The sequence below is a fragment of the Synechocystis sp. CACIAM 05 genome (assembly GCF_010222815.1).
Classification (GTDB): Bacteria; Cyanobacteriota; Cyanobacteriia; order Cyanobacteriales; family Microcystaceae; genus Synechocystis.
Window position 1 is genome coordinate 595,626 of the sequence record NZ_CP019225.1, and the last position, 24,629, is coordinate 620,254.

Here is a 24,629-nt window from a genome sequence, read left to right on the forward strand (position 1 = left end):
ATAAGTGCAGGAGTAACCTTCGGCTTAAAACCAGGAGAAGATGCTAACTCATTTACCATCAATGCCGCTACTGGAGAAGCTGAGTTAATTGGCAATCCAGACTTTGAAACCCAATCAAGTTATAAATTCACTGTCACTGCCAGCGATGGTGTGAATCCTGTCACGGAGCAAGTTGTTAGTTTAGCCATAATTGACCTAGATGAAATAGCCCCAACTATTACATCGGGAAATACAGCAAAGGCGATCGCCGAAAACAGTGGTGCGAATCAAGTAATTTACCAAGTCACTGCCACAGATGATGCTGACATAAGTGCCGGAGTAACCTTTGGCTTGAAACCAGGGAATGATGCTGACCAATTTAGTATTAATCCAATCACTGGGGAAGTCACCTTAACCAAAGACCCAGACTTTGAAATCCAATCCAGTTATAAATTCACTGTTACTGCTGACGATGGCGTTAATCCAGTTACTGAACAACAAATCGCATTAGAAATCTTAGATGACAATGTTGCTGTTATTGAAAATGGCTTTTTCTTCGCTCAATTTTTAGATAATACTCGCCAAGCTCTTTTGTTTCAGAATCAACCATTCTCTACTGATCAATCTGTAAACTGGGAAATCTTAGACACAGAAACTGTTGATGGCTCCAATCAAGTGCTTTGGTACAATCAAGTTACTGAAGAAGTTGGTGTATGGCTGACTGATAATAATTGGAACTGGATTTCTTCTGACACATGGCAAGTGAAATCATCAAGAACTTTTAATACCGAATTATTATTTGGGACGGACATTAACGGAGATTCTCTCATTGGCGATCAATACACTGTTTTAGAAAATCAAGGTGTGGTCGACCTCCTGGAAGGAATTTTTGGTGCTTACTATGTTCAGCCCGGGGATGACCCAGTTACTCCTCTTAAATTTTTAGGGCAACCATTCGAGAATCAGTTTGGTAGTTGGCAAGCGTTGGCAGCAGAAAGGATTGAAAACATCAACCGAGTTTTATGGCAAAATTCTGACACCGGAGAAATTGGAATTTGGCGAACAGACAATAATTGGAATTGGCTTTCTTCCAATGTTTTTACCCCCAATTCCACTGAAATAGCCACCGTTGAAAGCCTTTTTGGCATTAGTCTTTAGACTACTATTCGTTGGATGGTACTGGCAATGGTCTATTTTTTGGATAAAACGCCGAGTCAGTGGGGAAGGATGGCAGGGTCCGTCACCTAGGCCATATACTCGACTCAAACCCTTCCTGAGTTGTCCCCTTTATGTCCCAAACCACCGCTACCCTGCCATTGCCCAGCCCGGAAAGTGCGATCGCCTTAGCAGGAAGCGGAGAAGATAACTTAACCTATTTGGCCCACCACACCGGCGCAAAGTTGATTCTGCGGGGGCAAGAACTGATGGTGGTCGGCACCGAAAAAGCCGTGGCCAGGGTGATGGCAGTGCTCCAATCCCTTGCTCCCTACTGGCAGAGTGCCAAAGCTATTTCCCGTCCAGACTTGATGACGGCTTTCCATGCGTTGGATACGGGCAAACAAGAAGAATACCAAGCTTTACAAAAAACAGTGTTGGCCAAAACCCGCCGGGGGGAAATTGTCCGGGCGAAAACGTTCCGGCAACGGCAATATATCAAGGCAATCCAAAAGCACGATGTGACGTTTTGCATTGGCCCAGCGGGCACAGGGAAAACTTTTTTGGCGGCGGTGCTTGCGGTCCAAGCGCTGCTAAACAATGAATGCGATCGCCTGATTTTGACTAGGCCGGCAGTGGAAGCAGGGGAAAAATTAGGTTTTCTGCCGGGGGATTTGCAACAAAAAGTTGATCCGTTTTTACGACCCCTCTACGATGCCCTCTATGAATTTATTGAACCGGAAAAAATTCCTGACTTGATGGAGCGGGGCAAAATTGAGGTAGCTCCCTTGGCCTATATGCGGGGCAGAACATTGACCAATGCCTTTGTGATTGTGGACGAGGCCCAAAATACCACCCCAGCCCAACTGAAAATGGTTTTAACTCGCCTGGGTTTTGGCTCGAAAATGATTGTGACCGGCGACATAACCCAAACCGATTTACCCAATTACCAAAAATCAGGACTGCAAGTGGCCCAAACCATTCTTAAGGATGTGGAAGGGGTAGCTTTTTGCTATCTCAATCAAGCGGATGTGGTGCGCCATCCCTTGGTGCAAAGAATTGTGGAAGCCTACGAACGTTCTGAAAATACCAGTCCTCCAGCCCCGAAGCGTTCCTAGTAAAGGCTTGATCCCCAAGGGTTTTTCCGAGTTAGGGCAGGGCTCTCCCTAGGGGAATTTTCCCAGAAGTAAAACTTTGATGTACACTAATGCGGGCGTGGATCCGTGGCCATTGGCAGGACGATCGCCGATGTGGTGTGGAGTGAAATCTAGGGCGAATGAACCGCCTCTAGGCTTTTTTTGTCTAAAGCAAGATTAAACAAAGTTAAGCAAATGCCAAGCCGTCCCTTGGGGCGGAGTTTCACCACTAGTTTTTCGATGAATTTACGCTACCTCTGGTCAGGAAAACAGATATTGATAGGAGGCGGTCTAATTCCTCTATTATTCGGTGCCGCTGTCTCGGCCCAGTCTCCTAGCCAAACTAATCCCAGTAATCTTCCTGACGTTACCCCCCTCCTGGCTCAACGGTCAGCGACCGACGATAGAAGACAGTTCAATGAGCTACTGCGCCAAGGCAAGGCCTATGTGGATAACGGTAATTTTCCCCAGGCGATCGCCATTTACCAACAGGCGGCCATGTTGGACGGGGAAAACGCAGAACTGTTTGGCAGCATGGGTTATCTCTACGCCCGCCAGGGACAATTTGCCGAGGCTAGCCGGAGTTTTCAGCAGGCTCTGCGGGTAAATCCCAACAATCCCGACTATTACGACGGTTTGGGCTTTAGTTACGCCCGCCAAGGATTGTTAAACGAAGCTGCCAGCGCCTATGCCACCGCCATCAGTTTAGGCCCCAGTTCCCGTCAGTCAGTTAAATACCGCCTTGCCCTGGGGATTATCATGCTCCAGCAGGGAGACTACAACCGGGTGCGTCAACTGTATAACGAAATTCATCGTTTGCAATCGGACAATGAAGAAGCGGCGGTGATGATGGGGGCAGCCCTGCTCCAGAGCAGTGAGTATGAACAGTTAATCACGTTCAACAATCAGGCCCTTAGATTATTTCCTAACCGTTCTGAACTAACCTTACAACTGGGTAAAGCTTATCTGGCCCAGGGTGATCTGGTGGCAGCCCGCAGAGTGTTAGAACCTAGGCTCAATCCAGATTGGCGTAGTTTTTCCCTCTACCTTACCTGGGCAGAACTACTGGAACGGGAGGGAAATTTTGCCGGAGCCCTGGATGCCTATAAACAAGCTCTCCGCAATGAACCCACGGCGATCGCCGCTAAAATTGGCACTGGTCGGATGTATTTGGAATTGGACAATCCTGCCGAAGCTGTTTGGGTTTTCCGTGATTTAACCCGCCTCCAACCCAGTAACGCTGATTTTTATTACCTGCTGGGGGAAGCCTACGCTGTGGACGAAAAAATTGACTTGGCCAAAAAATCCTTTGGGGAAGCGAAAAAACTTTACCAGGCCCAGGGCAACACCGCTGGCAGTGACCGGACCCAAGAAAAGCTGGATAATCTCTAGTGGAAGTTAGCCAGACCAATGCTTGCTGACCAACTTTCAACAACCTATTTTTACCCTTTTCAGTTTTCAGGAGTTAATCACCGTGGATGCAATGGAATTCTTTCGCAATAGTTCCGGCAACTGGCGATCGCAACGTACCACCCATCACCTCGCCTTCCGTCGGGCAGAAACCGGCACCTCGGAAATTTTTGTTGAAGCTCTGGGTGCTGATGATCAAAAAATTGTCGAGATTTGTGAAATGCACGACTGCGACCCAGCCAAAGCCGTGGGGGGAGCCTTCGTCCGCTGGGAAAGCGCCATGGCCTGGGATAAAGAGGATGAAAACCATGAAGGAACAACTGTATTTGCCCTCATTCCCGACGAAGACAATCCCCAACAGGGACTACTACTGCGGGAGAGGGGCTATGCGGAAATTGTCCCCATTGCCGGTCGCTATCACATCGACGAAGAGGAAGCCCTGGTGCTAGTGACGGAGTATGAGACCATGACCACCATTGAACGGTTCTGGTTTGCCAACCCGGATATGCGCCTTAGAACCAGTACTGTGCAAAGGTTTGGGGGATTCAATACCGCCACCTACTGTACGGAAATGCGGGTCAAAGAGGAAAACACCGTGTCTGCTTCCCCTGCCCCTGCCTACGAACAATTTTGTGGCTGGTAGCCCCGTTTGGTTCCAGTATGGGGAGCTCGATCGCCCTGCCAAGCCATCTGAGGAATTGGCTAACCCTGAATGGAAGGGCGATAATTGTAATAAATTGTAATATTTGCCAACGATTAGGACCCTTCCCCCTTATTATTTAAACTAACTAATTATCAAGCTCTTCTTTAAGATCACGGAGGTTTACACTTGGCTCTTCCCCTATTGAACTACGCCCCCAAAAGTCAAAATGTGAGGGTAGAAGGTTATGAAGTTGGCTCTGAAGAGAAGCCTGTTGTTTTCACCACGGAAAACATCCTCTCCAGCAGCGATATGGATAACCTAATCGAGGCGGCCTATCGTCAAATCTTTTTCCATGCGTTTAAGTGGGACCGAGAAAAAGTCCTTGAGTCCCAACTGCGTAACGGCCAAATTACTGTACGAGATTTTGTGCGGGGCTTGTTGCTTTCCAACACCTTCCGCAATAGCTTCTACGAAAAGAATAGTAACTACCGCTTCGTTGAGCACTGTGTACAGAAGATTTTAGGGCGGGACGTTTACAGCGAACGGGAAAAAATTGCTTGGTCCATTGTGGTCGCCACCAAGGGCTATCAAGGATTAATTGACGATTTGCTCAACAGCGACGAGTACCTCAACAACTTTGGCTATGACACGGTGCCCTACCAACGTCGTCGCAACCTTCCTGGTCGGGAAGCGGGTGAATTGCCCTTTAACATCAAATCTCCCCGGTACGATGCCTACCACCGTCGCCAATTGGGCTTCCCCCAAATCGTTTGGCAGAACGAAGTGCGTCGCTTTATTCCCCAGGAGAAAAAGCTCACCGCTGGCAATCCGATGAACTTCTTGGGCATGGCCCGCAGTATCAACCCTGCCGCCAACACCATTCCCAAGGTTTCCGCCCAAAATATCAACATCGAAGCTTCTGTGCCCCGTCGCTAGGCACTAAGGTCAGAGGGTTGAAGGATTAGTGCATTCCTAGCGTGGATAGTTACTGATTTTTCCGTCCTGAAAATTAAACTGAAAAATCAAATAATTGTTTCGCTGGGACTGTTTGCTAGTCCCTTTTTTTTGGCTATTTTTGGGGCGAGGATCTGAGTATAAATACTTGATTGAACTATGACGGGAGGGCAATTTAGCGGAAATTGTGAAGTCTTCTAACAATTATGGAACCTCTGCCCATAATCCCAGACTAAAAACCTATACTTGCCCCCAATACCAACTCCTCACCGAACCTAGGGCTTGATGTTGGTTGAGGTAGTAATTTCCCCAGAGTGGAGTCCCCATGATTGCCCCTATTTGCCGTGCTCTGCGTTCCCGCCTTCCCCTCGCCGCCATGCTGATGATTGCCGCCACTGCTACCCCCGCCTTAGCGAATTCCCCCCTCGCCGCCAATTTAACTCCGAATCAACCCCAACCTTTACTGTTGGATGGCGTTCAACTCTTTGCTCCGGTGGGGATTCCCGATGATGATTTTTTGCTTAATGTGACTGATACCCGGGAGGTGGATCCCTTAGACAGTCCTTATCCAGTGCCATGGAGTTGGATTGTACGTACCCAGCAGGATTACGCCGAACAACAACAGTCAGGGTTGCGCTACTACCGCAGTCCGGCTTTGGTGTCTCCCTCTGGACAGTATGCAGCTTACAGTCGCATTGAAGTGCGGGCGGAACCCAATTCCTACGAGTCCAAAGTGTTGGGGGTAATGTTCATTGAAAATTTAGCTACGGGCAAGCTGCAGGTAGTGCGGGCAAACTCCCCTATTGCCAGCTATTTGCAAAGGGTAGGGGAAGATAGCCCAGAAATGGCCGGGGTAATTTCGATTCTTTTGCCAGCTTCTTGGTCCGAGGACGGCGATCGCCTGTTGGCCCGGCAAATGGAAGGGGCATTTAATTCTTCTGACATTAGCGATTATGGCGTTGTTTGGCAAAAAGGTTCCATCCGTACCCTTAGTGCCATGGCCCAGAACACCACGGAATCCAGCGCAACTCTCTTGGGTTGGCATGAGAACAATCCCAGTCAGGTACTTTTTCAAGTAAGCCATTTTGACCAAGAAGAGGATGAAAATTCTTTGGTCAGCGTCGCTTTAGATGGGGAAGTTCAACCAGCGAAAGCTCCTACAGTCATTGCCTACGGGAAACGGATCAGCCGCAGTTGGAGCGGTGTACAATCCATGCGCTAGGAAAGAGCACCGGGGTGGTGGTCTGGAAGCTGAAAAAGCTCAAAGGCTTGGCGGGTGAATTGGCGTAGTTTTTCCCCAATGTCCTGGGCGGGGAGATATTTACCCACCACCTGCCAGTTGTCCACCGTGGAAAGTCTCCAGGCTTGCCCTTGGTGATTTATTCCAACGGTTTCAATGCCAATAATTTTTGGGGATTTTTCCGTGGGATCAGGATGGAAGCGAATTTGCACCAGAATACTGCGGCTCTGGTAACGGGGACTCCAACCCGGTAAATGGAAGCCAATGTCGATGGAGTGGGGGTCCACCTGGGCTTGGGTCTGGCGATCGCCTTGCCAAGGGGCTAGGTCGGCCCTAGCGTCGGGAAATTGAGCCTTAAAGAGGTTCACCACGGCGGCGATTTTGGTAGTAGTAGCGAGTCCAATGGCTTGTTCTGCCGCATTCATTGGCAATGTCTCCTGCTGGAAGGGTAACCGTTGGCCAGGACAGGATTATGGTTAGCCTGGCGGTGGGGGATGGGCACAGGAAATGGGACAATTAATGGCCCAGAATTGATTCCATAGGATAGCAAACCTCCGTGAAAATTTCCGAACAGACCCTTGAGGTGGGACAGTTCCACTGGTTTTACCGCCAGATTCAGCCGCCCCAACCCCCTAACAATCCTCCCGTTGTGCTGTTACACGGTTTACCAAGTCAAAGTTTATGTTGGACTGGGGTAATGCCTCTGTTGGCGGAAAAGGGGTTAACGGCGATCGCCCCGGATTGGTTGGGGTTTGGCTTTTCGGACATCTTGGATAAACGGGATTTTGCTTATACTACGGCGGCCTATGAACAGGCTTTGGGGGAATTTTTTCAGTCTTTAGAATTGGAAAAAATATTCTTAGTAGTGCAGGGATTTTTAGCCACAGCGGGCATCGAATACGCCCTCAATCACCCAGACCAGATTGAACGGCTTGCTATCCTAAATACCCCCGTTGTGCCTCCAGTGTCCTTACCTTGGCCCATGCGCCAATGGGCCATTCCTTTGGTGGGGGATATGGTCACCCAAGATCCGCTAATTATCGACCGCACCTTGGAAGGGGGCAGTGGTTTTGTCATCAGTGACGAAAAACTCGACATTTACCGTAAACCGTGGCTAAAAACTTCCGCCGCCGGTCGGGCTTTAATGGCTGTCACTAAGAATTTGCCCACCACTAATGCTCTGACAAAAATTGGCGATCGCCTACGCACAGAATGGCAAAAACCCACCTGCTTTATCTGGGGAACGGCGGATAAATGGTTATCGGTGGAACCCATTGAACAGTTAGTCCAGGGAGTTAGTCATCTAGAATTAATCAAATTATCGGAAGCAAAACACTATCCCCAGGAGCATTTTCCCCAGGAAGTCGGGACAGCCCTACAGACCTTTTTCCGTAAACAAATTGCTTAAAAAGCAAAGAACTTTTGCCGGGGATTAAAAGTTTCCTTTTCCCGAACTCTACGGTAAAGCTCCAATTCCTCTGGGCTGGGTTCCGGGGGAATTTCCACCCGAATTTCCACTAACTGGTCTCCCCGATCGCCTTGGTTGTTGGGAAAGCCCTTTTTGGCCAAACGTAGTTTTTGACCATTTTTTAAACCCGCTGGCACAGTCATTTTCACCAGGCCGTCAATGGTCATCACCTCAATAGCGCCCCCCAAAATGGCTTCACTGGGAGTCACGGGCACCTGGCAAGCAATGTCCGTCCCCTGGAGAGTAAATAACGGGTGGGGAGAAAGGTTGATTTTTAGATATAGATCGCCCCCATTAATGCCCTGTTGCTTGAGGCGAATCCGTTGCCCATCCCCCATGCCCCCAGGCATTTCCACCTCCAAAGAACGGCCATCTTCCAAACGAATTCTTTCCTTGCCTCCCCGGTAGGCTTTTTCCAACGGCAGGGTCAAATTGGCTTCCACATCCCTGGGCACAGGGCGGGCGGGGGACACCACTTTCGTGCGTCTAGTTTCACTAAAATCTTGCCATGACTGCGCCGGCTGACGGGTTCCAGTGCGCCCAGTGGGGGTACGAACTTGGCCATTGACACTTGTTCCGTTAGGCGATCGCCCACCGTTACTATTGGGGCTAAAACGACTGGTGGGGGGACGGCGGAATCGGCCAAATAAACGACCATCTAATTCCCGGCGCTTGGTTTCATCGGAAAGGACATCGTAGGCTTCGTTAATATCTTTAAATTTCTCTTCCGCTGTTTTATCGTTGGGGTTAACATCAGGATGATACTGACGAGCTAGCTTCCGAAAAGACTTTTTAATCTCTTCAGCGGTGGCATTGCGGGGAACTCCCAAAATTTGATAATAATTCCGCACTTGTTCCATAGGGTTGCCAGAAAATACTCGCTCAATCCACTCAAACTAACTCAGGTCGAGGTTACGGGGGTAAATCATCAACGGTTTTTACCGTCTTTGGTCAACGAACTTTTGACATTAGAACCAATCATCATCGTCATCATCCCAACCGTTTTGTAATGGGGCATTGCGACCGGGCTGGGCAGGCCGTTCCCCATAGCGGCCATTGCCTCCCCGACCAGAACGACTGGGGGCATTTTCCCGATAATCGTAATCCTTCTGGCGATCGCCTCTGGAGTAATCATCCTGGGGGCTAGAACGGCGATCGTCGTAGGTACCCCCTAAACTCTCTCCTTGGTAAGGTCGTTGTCTGGTGACCCTGGACTGGTCCCAATCAGCATAGGCGGTGGAACGGTAATCTTTGCTCAAGGAAGGGCCCCGGCCAGCGCCAGCCCTGGGCATGGGTGCCTCTCGACGGGAAGGGGCGTTGTAGTTGTAATCGTCATAGCGACCGTAGTCATTACCTCCCCGATAATCATCCCTGGGAGCAGGGCGACGGTTGTAGTAATCATCATCGTCATCGAAATCGCCGGTGAAGGTTTTCTTAATCGCTTCGAAAAAGCCTTCTTCCTTGTCGTCATACTGCAGACGCACTTCCCGATTTAACTCGTACAACACATCCTGCAAATCTGCCTGGGCCCGGTCTAACCGACGCTCATCATCTTTTTCCAGACTGTCTAAAATTTCACTGCACAACGCATCCACTTGACGACGGTAGGACACGGTGAACGCACTGCCGAAATCCAGGGTAACTTCCTTGAGCCGCCGTTGAGCCTGATCCGTTAATGCCTTAGCACTGTTGCGTTTTTCAATGCGTTCCCGCCGTTCCCGGTCCTGGGCGGCAAAGGTTTCCGCCTCTTGGATCATGCGATTGACTTCCCCTTCACTGAGGATGGAAGCCCCTTGGACTGTAATGCTTTGCTCCCGGCCGGTGGTTTTGTCCCTCGCGGTCACCTGCAAAATACCGTTGGCGTCAATGTCGAAGGACACTTGCACCTGGGGTACTCCCCTGGGAGCCGGCGGAATACCGCTCAGTTTGAAACGGCCGAGGGAAATATTATCGCTGGCCATTTCCCGTTCCCCTTGGAGCACGTGGATTTCCACTACGGTTTGATTATTTTCCCCGGTGGAAAAAATGTCCGATTTCCGCACTGGAATGGTGGTGTTGCGGGGCAATAATTTTTTCATTACGCCGCCAATGGTTTCCAACCCAAAGGAAAGGGGGGTTACATCCAGCAGTAAGATATCTTTCACTTCCCCGTCCAAAATGCCCGCCTGGATTGCCGCTCCGATCGCCACTACTTCATCGGGGTTGACGTTTTCGTTGGGTTCCCGGTCAATGAAACTACGGACAAGGCCTTTGACCATGGGCATACGGGTGCCACCTCCCACTAGCACCACTTCATCGATTTGTACCGGACTCAAGCCCGCATCTTTCAGCACCCGTTTAACGGGTCTTTGCAGACGAGTAACTAAATCTCCACATAAATCTTCAAATTCCGAACGGCTTAACTGAGTTTCCAAATGCTTGGGACCATCTTCCGTAGCGGTGATGAAGGGTAAATTAATTTCCGTAGTGCCGACCCCAGAAAGTTCAATTTTGGCCTTTTCCGCCGCTTCGGTTAACCTCTGTAAAGCCTGGCGATCCTGCCGTAAATCCACTTTCTCCGCTTCTAAAAACTTTTCTGCTAGCCAATCCACAATGCGGCGATCGAAATCGTTGCCCCCCAACTGGGTATCACCGCTGGTGGCCTTAACTTCAAAAATGCCATCCCCCACTTCCAACACAGAAACATCAAAGGTGCCGCCCCCTAGGTCAAACACCAAGATTTTTTGTATCCGCCCCTGGTCTAAGCCGTAGGCCAAGGAAGCGGCTGTGGGTTCGTTGATAATCCGTAGCACTTCCAGCCCGGCAATTTTCCCCGCATCTCTAGTGGCTTGCCGTTGGGAATCATTAAAGTAGGCAGGCACAGTAATCACAGCTCCGGTGACTTTTTCCCCCAGGTAGCGGCTGGCTTCTTCGGCCAACTTCCGCAAAATCATGGCGGAAATTTCTTCCGGGGCAAAGTCTTTTTTCAGCCGGGGACAACGCACTTTAATGTTATCCCGGTCATCCCGCCGGATGGTGTAGGCTACTCGTTTAGATTCTGGAGTTAAATCAGCGTAACGCCTCCCCATAAAACGTTTGACGCCATAGAAAGTATTTTGGGGATTGAGCACCGCTTGCCGCCGGCCCATCTGACCCACCACCAATTCCCCTTCTTTGTTGAACCCCACCACGGAGGGGGTAGTACGCATCCCTTCCGCATTGGCGATGACAATGGGTTTGCCGCCTTCCATGACGGCCACAACTGAATTGGTAGTTCCAAGGTCAATTCCGACGACTTTTCCCATGTTGTTTTCTTTGCTCCCAAAATTTGCAGAGCGGTTAATACTCGTTAACACTAGGCACTTGCCCAACCATTATAGGAGTTTGGGGCGGGACCCTGGGCAAACTTCAACCTAGACCATAAAACCCCAACCAATGGGCCAGGATTTTACAGACAAATTAGCAGATTGGGGAACGATATTAATTCAACCTAGGCGATCGCCGCTACGGGAATGCGGAGATGATCATAGAGGGGGAAACCAGCACAGAGTTCACTGACCCGGCGCAGACAATCCGCTTTTACGCCTTCATCTTCCGGGGACAACAGGCGATCGACAATGATGTTGGCAATGGTGCGGAATTCGTCTTCCTGCATACCCCGGGTGGTCATGGCAGGGGAGCCCAGGCGCAAACCACTGGTGACAAAGGGAGATTCGGGGTCAAAGGGCACCGTGTTTTTGTTGGCGGTGATGTTGATTTCTCCCAACAGTTGATCGCCCACTTTGCCGGTCATGGCGATGGAGCGCAGGTCTACCAACATTAAATGGTTATCGGTGCCGCCGGATACCAGGTCAAAGCCCCGTTTTTGTAACTGGTCGGCCATGGCTTGGGCGTTGGCGATTACCTGGCCAGAATAAACCTTAAATTCTGGTTTCAGCGCTTCCCCAAAGGCCACCGCTTTAGCGGCAATGACGTGCTCCAAAGGGCCGCCCTGGGTGCCAGGAAAGACAGACTTGTCGAACTTTTTGCCTAATTCCTCATTATTGGTCATGATCAAACCACCCCGGGGACCCCGCAGGGTTTTATGGGTGGTGGTGGTGACCACGTCACAATAGGGCAGGGGGCTGGGATGGTGTCCTGAAGCCACTAAACCGGCAATGTGGGCAATGTCTGCCATTAGGTATGCTCCCACTTCGTCGGCGATCGCCCGGAATTTATCGAACTCGATTTGTCGGGGATAGGCAGAGTAGCCACAAATCAACAGTTTGGGTTTAACTTCAAGAGCCTGTTGGCGGATTTTGTCGTAATCTAACCGACCCGTTTCCTTTTCCACACCGTAGTGGGCCACTTCGAACCATTTACCAGAAACGTTGACAGGGGAACCGTGGGTTAAATGGCCGCCGTGGGAAAGGTCCATGCCCATAATGGTGTCGCCGGGCTGGAGCAGGGTTAAAAATACGGCAAAATTGGCCTGGGCACCGGAGTGGGGTTGGACGTTGGCGTGGGCAGCCCCAAATAACTCTTTGACTCGACTGATGGCTAGCGTTTCCGCCTGGTCTACAAATTCACAACCGCCGTAGTAGCGTTTACCGGGCAGACCTTCGGCATATTTATTGGTTAAGACGGAACCCTGGGCCGCCATCACCGCCGCTGAGGTGAAATTCTCGCTGGCAATTAGTTCAATGTGGGTGCGTTGCCGTTGCAATTCCCGGTCAATGATGGCCGCAAGGGCGGGGTCGCTGGTGGCTAAAAAATCGAGGTTGGTTTGATTCACGTCTTATCTTCCTGTAAACAGTGCTAGGGGCGGAAAGCACCGCGCTTCTTGAGTATTTATTAAGTTTATCGGAAAACCGGGTCTAAAACCCCGTCTTTCAGAGTGTGATATCTACAAAGCCACCTGTTACGGAGCGTGAAGCAGTTGTGACACTGAGTTGTCAAAAGATATTCGAGATCCGGACAATGAAGTCTACCTGAGTACAGTTTCCGTCTGGGAAGAAATTGTCAAGAGTTTCAAGAAAGTAATGAGAGGCGCCAGTTGTGTAGTGGTTCTATGTTACCATTGACCCTGAATTTGGCAAATATTGCCATGGTGATATCCACCATGTAGGCTGACCTGGAGACAACTTTCGTGCGGCGATGAAATCTAGCAAACCAATGGCGATTATCTGAGTTGTTTCTCTCAATTCCTACTGTTTCTCTTTTGCTAATCCCATGAAACACATCGGGATGTTCATCCAGTAGTTGTTGATAGGGCCTCCAGTTATCGGTGTAGTACACGGTAACTTTCCACTTTACCAGTCTCTCCAGCAAACGACTCAGGGTTTGACTATCACGATCAATCAACTGAATGGTGAAAAGCCCAGTGGTTTTTACTATATCCAAATTTCATACAAAAGCAACCTAAATAGCTCAGAGATACTATTTATGTCCTGGCTCTCATCTTTTTTGAATTTTCACTACATAGATAACACTGATAACAGTACCTTTGCTTTATTCTACCTACGATAATAGAAGAGCGATAACTTCGGCAGTGCAAAACTCCGGTTTGAATTACAAAGCATAGTTCAAAAATTAACCGAAGAATTAAAGCTCTCGCGTGGATTCCATTGAATAGCTCCCTGTCCCGTGACCCACAATTGACCTCGATATTTTCCTATTGCTTGCTCCAAATCTTTGCTTACATAAGGTGCAATGGCGATCGCCGTGGGAGGTCGTAAACTATCCAACCAACTGTAGGGAAAAAACTGACCAACCCAGATGATAATTTGGGGTCGTTGATCCAGCGGCAACTTCAAAGCAGTTTGATCTTTCTGGGGAACTTGTAGAAAAATCCACCAGCGTTTTTGAGCAAATTCCAGTTGCAAAATCCCTGGGCTGATGGCTACCCAACTCAGATGGGCGCAGGAAGGCGGTAGCGGTTGACCAATTATGGCGGGGGTGATGGTTAGTTTACAGTCAACTTGATTAATGCCCTTTTGAGCTAGGAAGGGAGCTAACAATCTTGGTGTAGATTGATCCTCCGCCCTAGTAATGGTGGTTACTGCGCCTGGACTCTGGGCCACAATGACAGGAAATTCTTTACTATCAAAAATGGTCAATTCCACCCTAGTTTGCAGGCTAAAAATCAGGGGTAAAATAATGGTGCCCAGTAAAAATGTGGCAACCCAACCCCAACGCCGTCGCCACCAGGGAAAGGCCCAGATCAAACAAAAAGCGCCGTACATTATGACCACTTGTCCTAAGCCCACTTCCCCCACTGCCACGGTGGGTAATTGTTGAAATTGGTCGGCGATCGCCATTAACCAACGGGCAGGGAAAGCTAGCAACCAACCAGTGGCACTACCCAGGGGGGGAAAAATGAGCGCACATAGGGCACTGACCATTCCCCCCAAGCTCAACAGGGTTAACAAAGGGGTAATTAGAATATTAAGGGGTAAGGCAGCAGGGATAAAATAGCCAAATTGTTGCAGAAGTATGGGTGTAGTCCAAACACTTGCTGCTAAGGGCACTGCTATCACGCCGGCAATTTTTCCTGGCAAAAAATCCAGCCGTTGCTGTAAGGGAGGCACCATCACCACAATGCCTAAAGTGGCTAAAAAACTGAGTTGAAAGCCCAACGCTTGGCTCCAGACGGGGTTAACCAATAGCATCACTGTGGCAATGAGCAATAACGCCCCCACGGTGTTTAATTTTTCTTCGCTGGCCAGGGCCGCCATTACCCCCACCCAGAGTAAACTAGCCCGAATTACTGAAGGTTCCAGCCCTGTTAAGCCCAGGTAAAATGCCAGGGTAATTAGCCCGACGGCGATCGCCAATTTAGAACTGACACCGGCCTTTTTGCCCAGGAGCAATACAGTCCCCACCAGTAGGGAAACTTGATAACCAGAGGCGGCCAGGAAATGGGAAAGCCCCACCGCTTGGAAAAGATTGCGTAATTCCGTGGGCAAATTAACCGATTTGGCGCCTAAGACAATGGAACTAATTAGCAAGCCGGGCCATTGCCCTTGCCCCTGGACTGGTAACCAGGCTGTCTGGGCGTTGACAATTCTTTGTCGCAGGGGATTGAGACCGCAAAAATTTTCCCCCACTAGAGTCGCCGTTTCTCCTCTTAACCCGGCAAAAATACCCTGACGGGCCAAATATTGAGCAAAATTAAAGGCCCCCGGATTCTGGGGGGTACTGGGACGGTACAGCAAACCTGTAACCCGTATTTGCTGGCATTGTTGCCAGGGTTGTTCTCCCATGGGCAAAGTCAGGTAAACAGTGCCAGAACGGGGCCGAAATTCTTTTTCGGGCGGCCGTTGCAGCTGCTCTACCTTGAGCCAAAATTGTTGTTGCCCTTGGGCGTTTTCTCTCCCTCCAGCCTTCAATGTACCGATCGCCGTGATGGTCTGAAAGCTTTTGGCCGGAGGATCTAGAAGGCGGCTAATGTCAGTTAAACCAGGCTGGGGAATGCGCCAAAGGGCGTAATAACTGGCCAGCAACGCAATTATTCCCGCCAGTAACCATTGCCATCTAGTCGGGCCCCGTCGCCAAACTAAGGGCAGAAAAATAATGGCGATCGCCGTAGCAAAAAACCACAGCCCAGCCAGCACAATCAATTGATTAAGATTGAAAAAATCAACATCAAGCCCCGTCCCCAACAATCCCAGAATAAAGCTGAGACAAATCAAGGCCAGGGGATGGAAACGCATCAGTTTAACTCCACATCAAGTATCCGAAAATTTTCCTGACAAGGGGAAGTAAGGAGAGACAACTTTTTACAGTGGTTACGGTATTTGGGGGTCACAGTAAAACCCTGGCAAAATAATTGTTATAACAGTTTTATCGGTATCAAGGTGATTCAAAATTTACTGTATCAATAGCTGAAGCTTAAGGAACCATCATCAGTACTATAGCATGGGAGAGTTTCAAATAGATAATGATATGGCATGATAGAGAATATTAGGTAATGAGATTTTACAAAGATACCTACACACTGTCACTGTACTCAATGTGGTCATGGGAATGTTGTCAAAAATGGCTTTGTCAAGGGTAAGCAACGATTCAAGTGTAAGAGTTGCCAATATCAATTCACCAATCTCTCCAAGGAAAAAGGTAAACCTCTCTGGATGAAACTAGAAGCGGTCTTACTGTACATGAGTTGTATGTCAATGAATGCTACAGCAAAACTATTGGGAGTTTCTACTCAGTCAGTGCTCAACTGGATTAGGGATTTTGGCGAAGCAAACTACGAGAAACCGGCTCCAGACTCAGCAATCGTAGTGGAATTAGACGAACTGTGGCATTTTCTTCTGACTGGAGGCCCTATCAATAACTGCTGAAGAACATCGCGATACGTTTCATGGGATTAGCAAAAGAGAAACAGTAGGAATTGAGAGAAACAACTCAGATAATCGCCATTGATTTGTTAGATTTCATCGCCGCACGAAAGTCGTCTCCAGGTCAGCCCACATGGTTGATATCACCACGGCAATATTTGCCAAACTCAAGGTCAATGCTAGCATAGAACCACTACACAACTGGCGCTTTTCATTACTTTCTTGAAACTCTCTAAATTCCCGGCAAGGAACAGGGAAAAACTGAATGAGGGCAAACTTTATCCCCGCTAAGAAAGCTCTTAGGTATTTTACCGAAAACCGTCGTAAAGCTTCTGGTTTGAGCCATGGGTAATATGGTATGTCAACGTTTAAATATCTGACCATGGCCCGTCAGCAAACTGCAAATGGAGCCCAGTCTCCTCGGAGTAAAAAAATTTTTGTATAATTCCGGGAACGGTATTTCTCCTTACTCCGCCTGAATGGTCAAGTCAACCCCTTCTCCTCTCCTCTCCGTTGCAATTCGTGCGGCTACAGTGGAAGATATTCCGCCCCTGGCCAATCTCCTAATTAAAAGTTTCCATCCCCCCCAAAACTGGTTGATGTGGAGCTATCCTTTTTTGCGCCTGGGCATCACAGAAGATCTGAGGCTACGCATGCGCCATGGCGATAATGCCTACCATTGCCTCATTGCGGTTAATTCAGATAACGGAGAAATACTTGGCACCGCTGAAGTTTCCCTCAAACACTGGTTCACCCGCCCCAAAACCACTGCCTACATTTCTAACCTAGCCGTGAGCCCCCAACATCGCCGCCTAGGGATCGCCAAGCAATTAATCCAAAAATGTGAATCCATTGCCGACCAGTGGCAGTGCCGTCGCCTTAGTCTCCATGTGATGGAAAATAATTTGGGCGCCCAAAATCTCTACCAAACCTTGGGATTCATTTATCAAGAAGCAGAATGGAGTTGGCGGGCTTGGCTATGGCAGAAACCCCGACGGTTACTATGGGAAAAGATTCTGACCACGGAAATTCTTTGTCCTACCCCTGTCCACCAAACCTCCTAATGACTTCCGCCGAAGCCTTACTGGAGCAGATCCAAAACAAACAATCCCTAGTGATCAACCCCCGTCGTCGCAATGGGGTTATTTTAGTGAAGCCCTACCATGCTGAATTTGCTGGGCCAGGGGCGTTCGTGGGAGGAGATTTAGACCAAGATGTGACCTTTTGTTACCCGGTGGGTAACCTTGCTTGGTTAACTCCTCCATCCTCCGCAGAGCAAATCAAGGCTTATCTAATTCGCCGACAGTGGACTGTGTTAATCAAACAAATTGTTGATAATCCCATCGCCATGGAAAGGGCCCAGGTGATTTTAAATCAGCTAGAAAATTGGTTTGATGATGCCACGGTGGCGCTTTTGCCGGATTCTGCGGTGGCAACTTTAGTGGGGGTTTTACCTTCTACGGTACGGAGTGCCCGCACCAATGCAACAGTGTTTTAGCTCCTTTTCAGCCTGAGACAGTTTATTTGCTTGCCTGTCAATGGAAATAATGATGATGATTTCCCGATTATTAGGATTAGGCCGTTGCCCAAAATGTTGGTCGGTCAACAAAATCTCTGACCTATAAATGTTAATCAACTGGATAACTTTTCCCGGAGTATTAGGTATAGTTTGCTGGCAAATATTTTTTGAGCAACAACTAAAAGTTAAGTAAAGGTTAAGGATCCGTTAAGCAAAGTTTAATGGTGCGGGTCACTTATAAAAATATTTTATGAATAACATCGTAGCAGATATGCAATTACCAAACTTGGGGCGGAATTCTAGAGGGAGCGATGGCTCAAACTAGGTAAATTGGTCAGCCAAAGCCCTTCTCTGTCGAGATTATACGTTTTTTGCATAGCTTTTAGTCGGTGCCCTTGGAATTGTTCAAAATAGGTGCTAGAATTCTCACTGAGGAATTTCTTGGTCTTCGCTGATCAAGAATCAGGTCAATAATCCAAGTTTCAACTGCTATTCAATTTATCGGTTGTGCCTGGCTTGATTAATGTAATCGGTGTGAGGATCCCTTTGTTATGAATAAGTTGACCAGTCATTTACTGAAATTATTTCCGTTGGCCCTAGGTAGCTCCTTGGCTATTGTTCCCGGCGCCATGGCCCAGTCCACAGGTGAATTGGCCACCCCTGGAGATTTCCCTAGAATTAGTAATCAGGGTGACAGTCTGGAACTGATGCGTCGTCGTCAGAATGCCGGTACCTTCAATGCGGCTACCCCAGATATCACCGACATGTCCCAGGTAACTAGTGTGTCCGAGTTGCGGGATGTGCAACCCACCGCCTGGGCCTATGAAGCATTAAAAAGTTTAGTAGAACGCTACGGTTGTATTGTTGGTTATCCTGACCGGACTTTCCGCGGCGATCGGGCCCTTTCCCGTTGGGAATTTGCCGCTGGTTTGAATGCTTGTATGAACGTGATGGAACGTTTAATCCAGGAGAATGTAGCGGTCCTACGGGAGGATATTGATAAACTCAAGCGCTTGATGCAAGAGTTTGAAGCGGAATTGGCTGCCCTTGGCGCTCGCATTGATAACCTGGAAGTCCGCACTTCTTTCCTGGAAGACCATCAATTTTCCACTACCACCAAGCTGAACGGGGTCGCCGTTTTTGCCTTGGTTGACCAGTGGGGCGGTGATAAAGCCGTGGATTGGCGGCAACAGGACAACATTGACAACTTCGGCGCTGCCGCTCCGGCTCCGGTAGAAGAGAATGCCACCCTCTCCAGTCGGGTTCGTTTAAACTTTGACACTAGTTTTACTGGTAAGGACTTACTACGTACCCGTTTGCAGGCTGGTAGTGTGCCCAACTTGTCTGGCCCCACTGGCACCAACATGGCCCGTCTTTCCTTTGACGGTTCCAGCCCGGACAATAACGTTGACATTAACAAGTTGTTCTATCGCTTCCCCATGGGTAACCTTACCACCTGGATTGGGGGGGTCGGCTTGGCTCTGGATGACGTATTTAAAACCTACAATCCCTACCTAGAGAGTGGTGATACCGGGGCGGTGAGTCGCTTTAGCCGCTATAATCCCTTTGTAAACCGGGGTCCTGAGGGGACTGGTGGAGCTTTGCGTTATAAATTCAATGACGTTTTCACCGTCAGTGCTGCTTACTTGGCTGACACCGCCCAGGCTAGCACCCCCTCCGATGATGTTTTCACTAGTGGAGGCAATACCTTCCGTAGTGGTAATGGCTTCTTTAATGGCAGCTATAGCACTGGGATTCAATTTGACATCAAGCCAGTCGACAACTTCAGCTTTGGTATTTCTTACTTGCACAAATACTACAGCCAAGGGGATGTTAACCTGACCGGCAGCACCGGTAGCCGCATTGCTAGTAATCCCTTTTACCAGGCGGCTACCACCATGGATACCTATAACCTCCAAGCTACCTGGCAGATCACCGACAAGTTTAATCTTTCCGGTTGGTTTGGTTACGCCAATGCCACGGCCCAAGGTTTCAACACCGGTGGTAATCCCCAAAACCGTGATGGTTTAGGCGCTGACCTCTGGACGTGGAATGCAGCTCTGTCCGTCATTGATGTGTTCAAAGAGGGGGCGGTGTTGTCCCTGAGTGGTGGTTTGATGCCCTATGCTCCCTACGTTGGTAGCTTGAGCGGCGATCGCATTAGCAATGACCGCAACTCCCCCTATATCATCGAGGCTCAATACCAGTTCCCTGTGAACAAAAACATCCAAATTACCCCTGGTGCTTACGTAATTCTTAGCCCCGAAGCCAACAGCAACAACAGTGCCATTTGGGTTGGTGTACTCCGCACCACCTTCAAGTTCTAGCAAGTTCTAGGAACTTTGTTGGGGTAAAACCAATACTCACACCAGTAACTTCCAGATATTTAGCCCCCACTTTATTGCTGGGGGTTTTTTCAATACTAATCTCGGCGATCGCCTGCTGGTGGGATGAAAAACTCCATATCCGGCAAAACTATTTAGACGGTACAGTTCGTCGGTTAGGATTATTTAGGGATGATGGTAGTCGGAAAAATTCTTAGATAAACCCTAGTTTTACCCCCGATCGCCAAGGTCAACCTGGTTAACCTGCAAAAATTAATCGCCATGAGCCAATCTAAAGAAAATTATCATTTATTGTTGGTGGACGACGATCCCAATCTACTCCTTTTGGTCAAGGATTATTTGGAATATCAGGGTTACCAAGTCACCACCGCTGGGAACGGTCGTGAAGCTCTGGACCTGCTGACAACTACAGTGCCCGATATGATTGTTTGTGACATCATGATGCCGGAGATGGATGGCTACGCCTTCATCGAGCAGGTGCGCCAAAACCCGGATATTAGTTGGATTCCGGTGATGTTTCTTTCTGCCAAAGGCCAAAGCCACAATCGGGTGAAAGGACTCAACGTGGGAGCGGATATTTATATGGCTAAACCCTTTGAACCGGAGGAACTGGCCGCCCAAGTGCAATCTTGTCTCCGTCAAGCTGATCGCCTATTGCAACACAATAATCATCCCCTGGAAGACAATGCTCGGGTGCAGGTGGCCAGGGACGTGGAACTCACCCCCACTGAAACCAAGGTGATTCAATTGGTAGCCCAGGGATTGGCCAACCGGGAAATTGCCGACCACTTAAAAGTCAGTCAGCGCACTGTCGAAAGTCATGTGTCGAATATGTTAAACAAGACAGGATTACACAACCGCACCGAGTTAGCCCGTTGGGCGATCCAAAAAAGTATTGCTTGAGGTTCTTTGCCACTGGTTTTCTAGTGGGCCAGCACCAATTAGAAAAACAACATATTCATGAACTACTTTTCCTGTTCCCTGCCGAAAAGTCTGGGTCTAATTTGTGCCAGCTTGCTGAGTCTCCCGGCCCTGGCCCTGCCGGTCTGGGCTGGCTCCTTGGAATATTGGAAATTTGATCTGCGAGATAGTCGTCTGGACATCATTACCGATGAAGATGTCAGACCCCAGGTAAATGTGCTGCGAAACCCCACCAGGGTGGTGGTGGATTTACCAGGTATCGAACACCGGGGCCCTACCATTTATAAGCCCCTTACCCAGTATGTTAAAGAAGCAAGGGTTGGTCGATGGAATAATAATTCGACTCGCATTGTCTTGGAATTGACGGAACCTTTCACGGTCAAGCCCTGGGAAGTGCAGGTGCGGGGGTTAGCACCCAATCGTTGGTATGCCCGGCTACCCACCATCCTCCAACCTTCGGAATATAGTTTGCCCCAGGAAACGGTGGCGGTTAATGTGCCAGCCCCAGCCCCCAGGCCCCTACGACGTTTTACGGTGGTTCTAGATGCGGGCCATGGCGGTCAGGATCCAGGGGCGATCGGGCAACGGGGCATCCGAGAAAAGGATGTGGTGTTGGCCATTACCAGGGGGGTGGCTAGGGAGTTGGAAAAACAGGGCATTGAAGTGGTGATGACCCGTAACAGTGATATATTTGTTTCTCTGCAGGGTCGGGTGCAGAGGGCAGCGGCAGCCCGGGCGGACATTTTTGTTAGTATCCATGCGAACTCCATTGGGTTGGGGCGGCCGGAAGTCAATGGGGTGGAAACCTATTATTTCCAAACGGGGCGTTCCTTAGCCCAAACCATTCATCGCAGTATCCTACAACGGCTTAATGTACGCGATCGCCGGGTGCGCCAGGCTAGATTTTATGTGTTGCGCCGTACTTCCATGCCTTCTACCCTAGTGGAGGTGGGTTTTGTCACGGGGAGTCAAGATAGTCGCAATCTTAGTAATCCCCGCTTTCAACAGCAAATGGCTGAGGCGATCGCCGCCGGTATCGTACAGTATTTGAAGTAAGTTCACCCCCCGACCACAGTCGAATGTTTTCCCCCGACCCCGTACTTCCCGACGACGGCCAACATCCCTGGCGTTACCGACTAGACCAGTTCACCAAGGAGGAACAAACCGCCCTAGGGGCCTTGGCCTGGGCGTTTTATCAACAATGGCCAGCCAAAGAACAGTATTTAGGTTTGGACCTCCATCCCCAAGCCCATTTCATTAGCTGTGCTCCCCAGGCGATCGCCCAACTCAATGACCAGGTGAACGGCCGCATCCAAGAAATGGTGGGAATTTTGTACGGTTATGACCCGAGAACAGAAGTGGCCATTTTTGTTATTGGCCCCACCCAATTCAAACTGCTCTTTTTCCAACCAATTCCCGACCCCGCCAGTTGTTTTGCCGCATTGGGACTGACCATTGAGGAACTCAAACACAGGCTGGAAAAGACCCTCCAGGAAAAACTAGCCTAGGGACTAGTGGACTCAATCAATTCTAGGTTGGCGCCTGGGTTGATAAATGTTTGATTATTGCCCCCGGCATTGCGGCACACAGCACCACTGTCCGATTGAAATACGGTGAAGCGGTCATTGACTTGGCATAGTTTGATGGACTCACTACCTGCCATCTCAGCAATGGCTTTGCGGTTCGGAGCCACCCCATCGCTAATTTTGAAGTAGGTAAAGGCACTGTCGGAGTAAACAACGCACTCCCCTGGTTCCACCACCCACCAACCTTCACTCACCCAAATCCCATTGGGATTTTCGTAGCCCTGGGCCATGAATAAGTTGGTGTTGAGATAATTGCAGCTTTTTCCGGCGATCGCCGGGGTTGGGGCAAAAACACTGCCTACCAAGACGGATCCTAGTACCATCACCGCCGCAGACCATAACCCTTTATTAACCATAAAAACTCCTCAAACCACAGAAATTGTTAACGCCAATCTTACTAGAACTAGGCTGGCTTTGCCCACGGCTAGGGATGGGGTTACCCTGGAGATAAATAGTTTTTCGGTATTAAACTAAACAGGCCGTAACGGACAATACGGAAATTGTCGCTCCCAAAACACAAAATAGTCACCACATCGACATAATTGACGGCGATCGCCTAAATTACTAGAGTTGAGGCCAGTTTTGCCGTTGCCTTTTTTTCTTTTGTGTGAGGAGTCAGCATGATGTCGTTTAACCCCCAGATTGTGACGAGGGATGTTTTCTATCCCCAAGGCACATTGAGTGCCGCTGTCACCCAAGCTTTCCAAGCTGATTTAGCAAGCTGGTTAGCCACTACCTCCAGTCCGGTGGTGGTGATTGATTTCAGCCAGGTGGACTTCCTTGACAGCGCTATTTTGCTGGTCTTGGTTAACACCTACAAAGAACTCCAAAGCCACAAGAGAACCTTGCTGTTAAGTGGGGTTTCCCCAGAACTGAAAATCATTTTTGAGTTGACCCAACTAAATCGAGTTTTTCCCATCTATAGCAACCCGGAAGTCGCCCTGGCCAACGGGGAAAAACCTGCCCTGGCCGCCTAGAACTTCGGAACTAATAAGAGAAGCTGGATTTGCCTCCCTGGTCAATTTTTATCAGGGTCGCTGGGGTTGCATGGACTTTGGGGACTAAAATCTAGGTAATCCGCCCGGTTCATTGTTATTTTTTTGCCATCGTGTCTTCCCCGAAAAGCAAAGCCATCACTGTTCGTCCCACTCCCCCCCTGTGCCCGAGATTAGCTGCAGAGGAAAAGTTTAAGCAAGAAAAACTCCACGATACGGAGCTACTGTTGCAGGATATGTTTATTCGGGAGGAAGCCACCGTTAAATTGATTTTTGACTCCCTCTACGACATTGGTGCCATCAATATAATCAATAAAAAGTTTCCCTTCCCCCCCCTCAATCGCTTTCTGAAGTCCATTGTTGGGGTACCAAAGCCCATTGCCAAAATATTGCTATTTCGTTGGTTTGTGGCCAATTGCCCTAGCTTGCTCACTAATTGGCTCCACAGTAAAGTCCGCTTCAAGTAGGGGAACAGTGTAGTTATGGTAGGTTCGGGGCAATGTGAACAACTACGGTGCGGCAGACCAGGGCATTGGGCCCTATTGCTTCTGTTGTCGACTTCCAGTCCCATGGTTTTCTCCTTGGACCCTGGTTGGGCCCAATCTCCAACCTTGCCGCCCCCAGATGATATTCCCGAAGAAATTTTACGCACGGAAATCATCCTTGAAGGGCGATCGCCAGTGGATGGAGAACCCTTGACCGCAACAGAATACACGGAATTAATGGAAGCCCTAGCAGAAAATCCTAATCCGCCCCAACTTAGTCCCAGAATTCGCCATCTGGTGTTTTTGTTGAGGGTGAGGAAATTTTTTCGGACTTTGATTCCTTTTTTGTGACTTTTGGTTTCCCTGACAAGGGCATAGCTAGCCCAATTAGCAATGAAAGACCCAATCGCAGCAAGCTGCGGGGTATCTAGATAGGAAAAAGGGTCATCTGTTGTACACGAGCCTTCTCCTTTTCATCTCCTTGTTCTTGAAT

At 49.1% G+C, this 24,629-nt stretch carries 23 protein-coding genes and 1 pseudogene; 17 read left to right on the forward strand and 7 right to left on the reverse strand.

Translation table 11 applies throughout. From position 1 onward, the window contains the following. From BWK47_RS02815 to BWK47_RS02840, 6 genes are all read left to right on the forward strand, one after another. A partial coding sequence (locus tag BWK47_RS02815; RefSeq protein ID WP_204250458.1) for a cadherin domain-containing protein occupies positions 1 to 1,137 on the forward strand: 1,137 nt, incomplete at its 5' end. A gap of 131 nt (positions 1,138 to 1,268) precedes the next feature. Further along, complete coding sequence (locus tag BWK47_RS02820) at positions 1,269 to 2,252, forward strand: PhoH family protein (RefSeq protein WP_162327483.1); 984 nt, start codon at positions 1,269 to 1,271, stop codon at positions 2,250 to 2,252. Between the two features lie 213 nt (positions 2,253 to 2,465). Then, on the forward strand, positions 2,466 to 3,662 hold the full coding sequence (locus BWK47_RS02825) for a tetratricopeptide repeat protein (protein ID WP_162327484.1): 1,197 nt from the start codon (positions 2,466 to 2,468) through the stop codon (positions 3,660 to 3,662). A gap of 82 nt (positions 3,663 to 3,744) precedes the next feature. Beyond that, a complete protein-coding gene (locus tag BWK47_RS02830) occupies positions 3,745 to 4,323 on the forward strand; it encodes a phycobiliprotein lyase (protein ID WP_010871746.1) in 579 nt (192 codons plus the stop codon). 186 nt (positions 4,324 to 4,509) lie between these two features. Further along, positions 4,510 to 5,259 carry a phycobilisome rod-core linker polypeptide gene (locus BWK47_RS02835; protein ID WP_162327485.1) on the forward strand — a complete coding sequence of 250 codons (750 nt, stop codon included), beginning with the start codon at positions 4,510 to 4,512 and terminating at the stop codon, positions 5,257 to 5,259. Between the two features lie 343 nt (positions 5,260 to 5,602). Then, complete coding sequence (locus BWK47_RS02840; RefSeq protein ID WP_162327486.1) at positions 5,603 to 6,499, forward strand: hypothetical protein; 897 nt, start codon at positions 5,603 to 5,605, stop codon at positions 6,497 to 6,499. Here the strand turns inward: BWK47_RS02840 and BWK47_RS02845 are convergent. Next, positions 6,496 to 6,942: a hypothetical protein gene (locus BWK47_RS02845; RefSeq protein ID WP_162327487.1), complete on the reverse strand. Its 447-nt coding sequence runs from the start codon at positions 6,940 to 6,942 to the stop codon at positions 6,496 to 6,498. The two genes, BWK47_RS02840 and BWK47_RS02845, sit on opposite strands and share 4 nt — an antisense overlap. Positions 6,943 to 7,073: 131 nt before the next feature. On the opposite strand from BWK47_RS02845, the gene BWK47_RS02850 reads away from it, so the two are divergent. Continuing rightward, positions 7,074 to 7,925: an alpha/beta fold hydrolase gene (locus BWK47_RS02850; RefSeq protein ID WP_162327488.1), complete on the forward strand. Its 852-nt coding sequence runs from the start codon at positions 7,074 to 7,076 to the stop codon at positions 7,923 to 7,925. Here BWK47_RS02850 and BWK47_RS02855 read toward each other — a convergent pair. The 5 genes from BWK47_RS02855 to BWK47_RS02880 all read right to left on the reverse strand — a co-directional run bounded on the left by BWK47_RS02855 (position 7,922) and on the right by BWK47_RS02880 (position 15,658). After that, entirely contained in the window at positions 7,922 to 8,845 is a 924-nt protein-coding gene (locus tag BWK47_RS02855) for a J domain-containing protein (RefSeq protein ID WP_162327489.1), read from the reverse strand. The genes BWK47_RS02850 and BWK47_RS02855 overlap by 4 nt on opposite strands. A gap of 108 nt (positions 8,846 to 8,953) precedes the next feature. Continuing rightward, positions 8,954 to 11,269 (reverse strand): molecular chaperone DnaK, encoded by a 2,316-nt coding sequence (gene dnaK / locus BWK47_RS02860; RefSeq protein ID WP_162327490.1) that lies wholly within the window; start codon positions 11,267 to 11,269, stop codon positions 8,954 to 8,956. A gap of 185 nt (positions 11,270 to 11,454) precedes the next feature. Next, on the reverse strand, positions 11,455 to 12,738 hold the full coding sequence (glyA, locus tag BWK47_RS02865; RefSeq protein WP_162327491.1) for a serine hydroxymethyltransferase: 1,284 nt from the start codon (positions 12,736 to 12,738) through the stop codon (positions 11,455 to 11,457). Positions 12,739 to 12,974: 236 nt separating this feature from the next. Beyond that, positions 12,975 to 13,346 (reverse strand): IS1 family transposase, encoded by a 372-nt coding sequence (locus BWK47_RS02875; protein WP_257793038.1) that lies wholly within the window; start codon positions 13,344 to 13,346, stop codon positions 12,975 to 12,977. Between the two features lie 182 nt (positions 13,347 to 13,528). Further along, positions 13,529 to 15,658, reverse strand: a complete 2,130-nt coding sequence (locus BWK47_RS02880) for a ComEC/Rec2 family competence protein (RefSeq protein WP_162327492.1) — start codon at positions 15,656 to 15,658, stop codon at positions 13,529 to 13,531. A gap of 273 nt (positions 15,659 to 15,931) precedes the next feature. Here BWK47_RS02880 and BWK47_RS02885 point away from each other — a divergent pair. The 7 genes and pseudogenes from BWK47_RS02885 (at position 15,932) to ccmS (ending at position 22,578) form a co-directional block, all read left to right on the forward strand. Further along, positions 15,932 to 16,511: pseudogene (locus BWK47_RS02885) on the forward strand (IS1 family transposase). 253 nt (positions 16,512 to 16,764) lie between these two features. Beyond that, entirely contained in the window at positions 16,765 to 17,349 is a 585-nt protein-coding gene (locus BWK47_RS02890) for a GNAT family N-acetyltransferase (protein WP_162327493.1), read from the forward strand. Continuing rightward, positions 17,349 to 17,783 (forward strand): hypothetical protein, encoded by a 435-nt coding sequence (locus BWK47_RS02895; protein ID WP_020861472.1) that lies wholly within the window; start codon positions 17,349 to 17,351, stop codon positions 17,781 to 17,783. The genes BWK47_RS02890 and BWK47_RS02895 overlap by 1 nt, the downstream gene beginning before the upstream one ends. A gap of 572 nt (positions 17,784 to 18,355) precedes the next feature. After that, positions 18,356 to 20,131 carry an iron uptake porin gene (locus BWK47_RS02900; RefSeq protein ID WP_162327495.1) on the forward strand — a complete coding sequence of 592 codons (1,776 nt, stop codon included), beginning with the start codon at positions 18,356 to 18,358 and terminating at the stop codon, positions 20,129 to 20,131. A gap of 279 nt (positions 20,132 to 20,410) precedes the next feature. Next, entirely contained in the window at positions 20,411 to 21,052 is a 642-nt protein-coding gene (locus BWK47_RS02905) for a response regulator transcription factor (RefSeq protein WP_010871759.1), read from the forward strand. A 57-nt stretch (positions 21,053 to 21,109) separates the two neighbouring features. Further along, the gene (locus BWK47_RS02910) at positions 21,110 to 22,126 is read left to right on the forward strand and encodes an N-acetylmuramoyl-L-alanine amidase (protein WP_162327496.1); all 1,017 of its coding nucleotides are present in this window, start codon (positions 21,110 to 21,112) and stop codon (positions 22,124 to 22,126) included. 23 nt (positions 22,127 to 22,149) lie between these two features. Further along, complete coding sequence (gene ccmS, locus BWK47_RS02915; RefSeq protein WP_162327497.1) at positions 22,150 to 22,578, forward strand: beta-carboxysome assembly chaperone CcmS; 429 nt, start codon at positions 22,150 to 22,152, stop codon at positions 22,576 to 22,578. On the opposite strand, the gene BWK47_RS02920 is transcribed toward ccmS, so the two are convergent. After that, positions 22,575 to 23,012 (reverse strand): DUF1036 domain-containing protein, encoded by a 438-nt coding sequence (locus BWK47_RS02920; RefSeq protein ID WP_162327498.1) that lies wholly within the window; start codon positions 23,010 to 23,012, stop codon positions 22,575 to 22,577. The genes ccmS and BWK47_RS02920 overlap by 4 nt on opposite strands. A gap of 264 nt (positions 23,013 to 23,276) precedes the next feature. On the opposite strand from BWK47_RS02920, the gene BWK47_RS02925 reads away from it, so the two are divergent. The 3 genes from BWK47_RS02925 (at position 23,277) to BWK47_RS02935 (ending at position 24,487) form a co-directional block, all read left to right on the forward strand. After that, complete coding sequence (locus BWK47_RS02925; RefSeq protein WP_162327499.1) at positions 23,277 to 23,633, forward strand: STAS domain-containing protein; 357 nt, start codon at positions 23,277 to 23,279, stop codon at positions 23,631 to 23,633. Positions 23,634 to 23,764: 131 nt separating this feature from the next. After that, entirely contained in the window at positions 23,765 to 24,118 is a 354-nt protein-coding gene (locus tag BWK47_RS02930) for a hypothetical protein (RefSeq protein WP_162327500.1), read from the forward strand. A 102-nt stretch (positions 24,119 to 24,220) separates the two neighbouring features. Then, a complete protein-coding gene (locus BWK47_RS02935; RefSeq protein WP_237269763.1) occupies positions 24,221 to 24,487 on the forward strand; it encodes a hypothetical protein in 267 nt (88 codons plus the stop codon). Positions 24,488 to 24,629 lie beyond the last annotated feature (142 nt).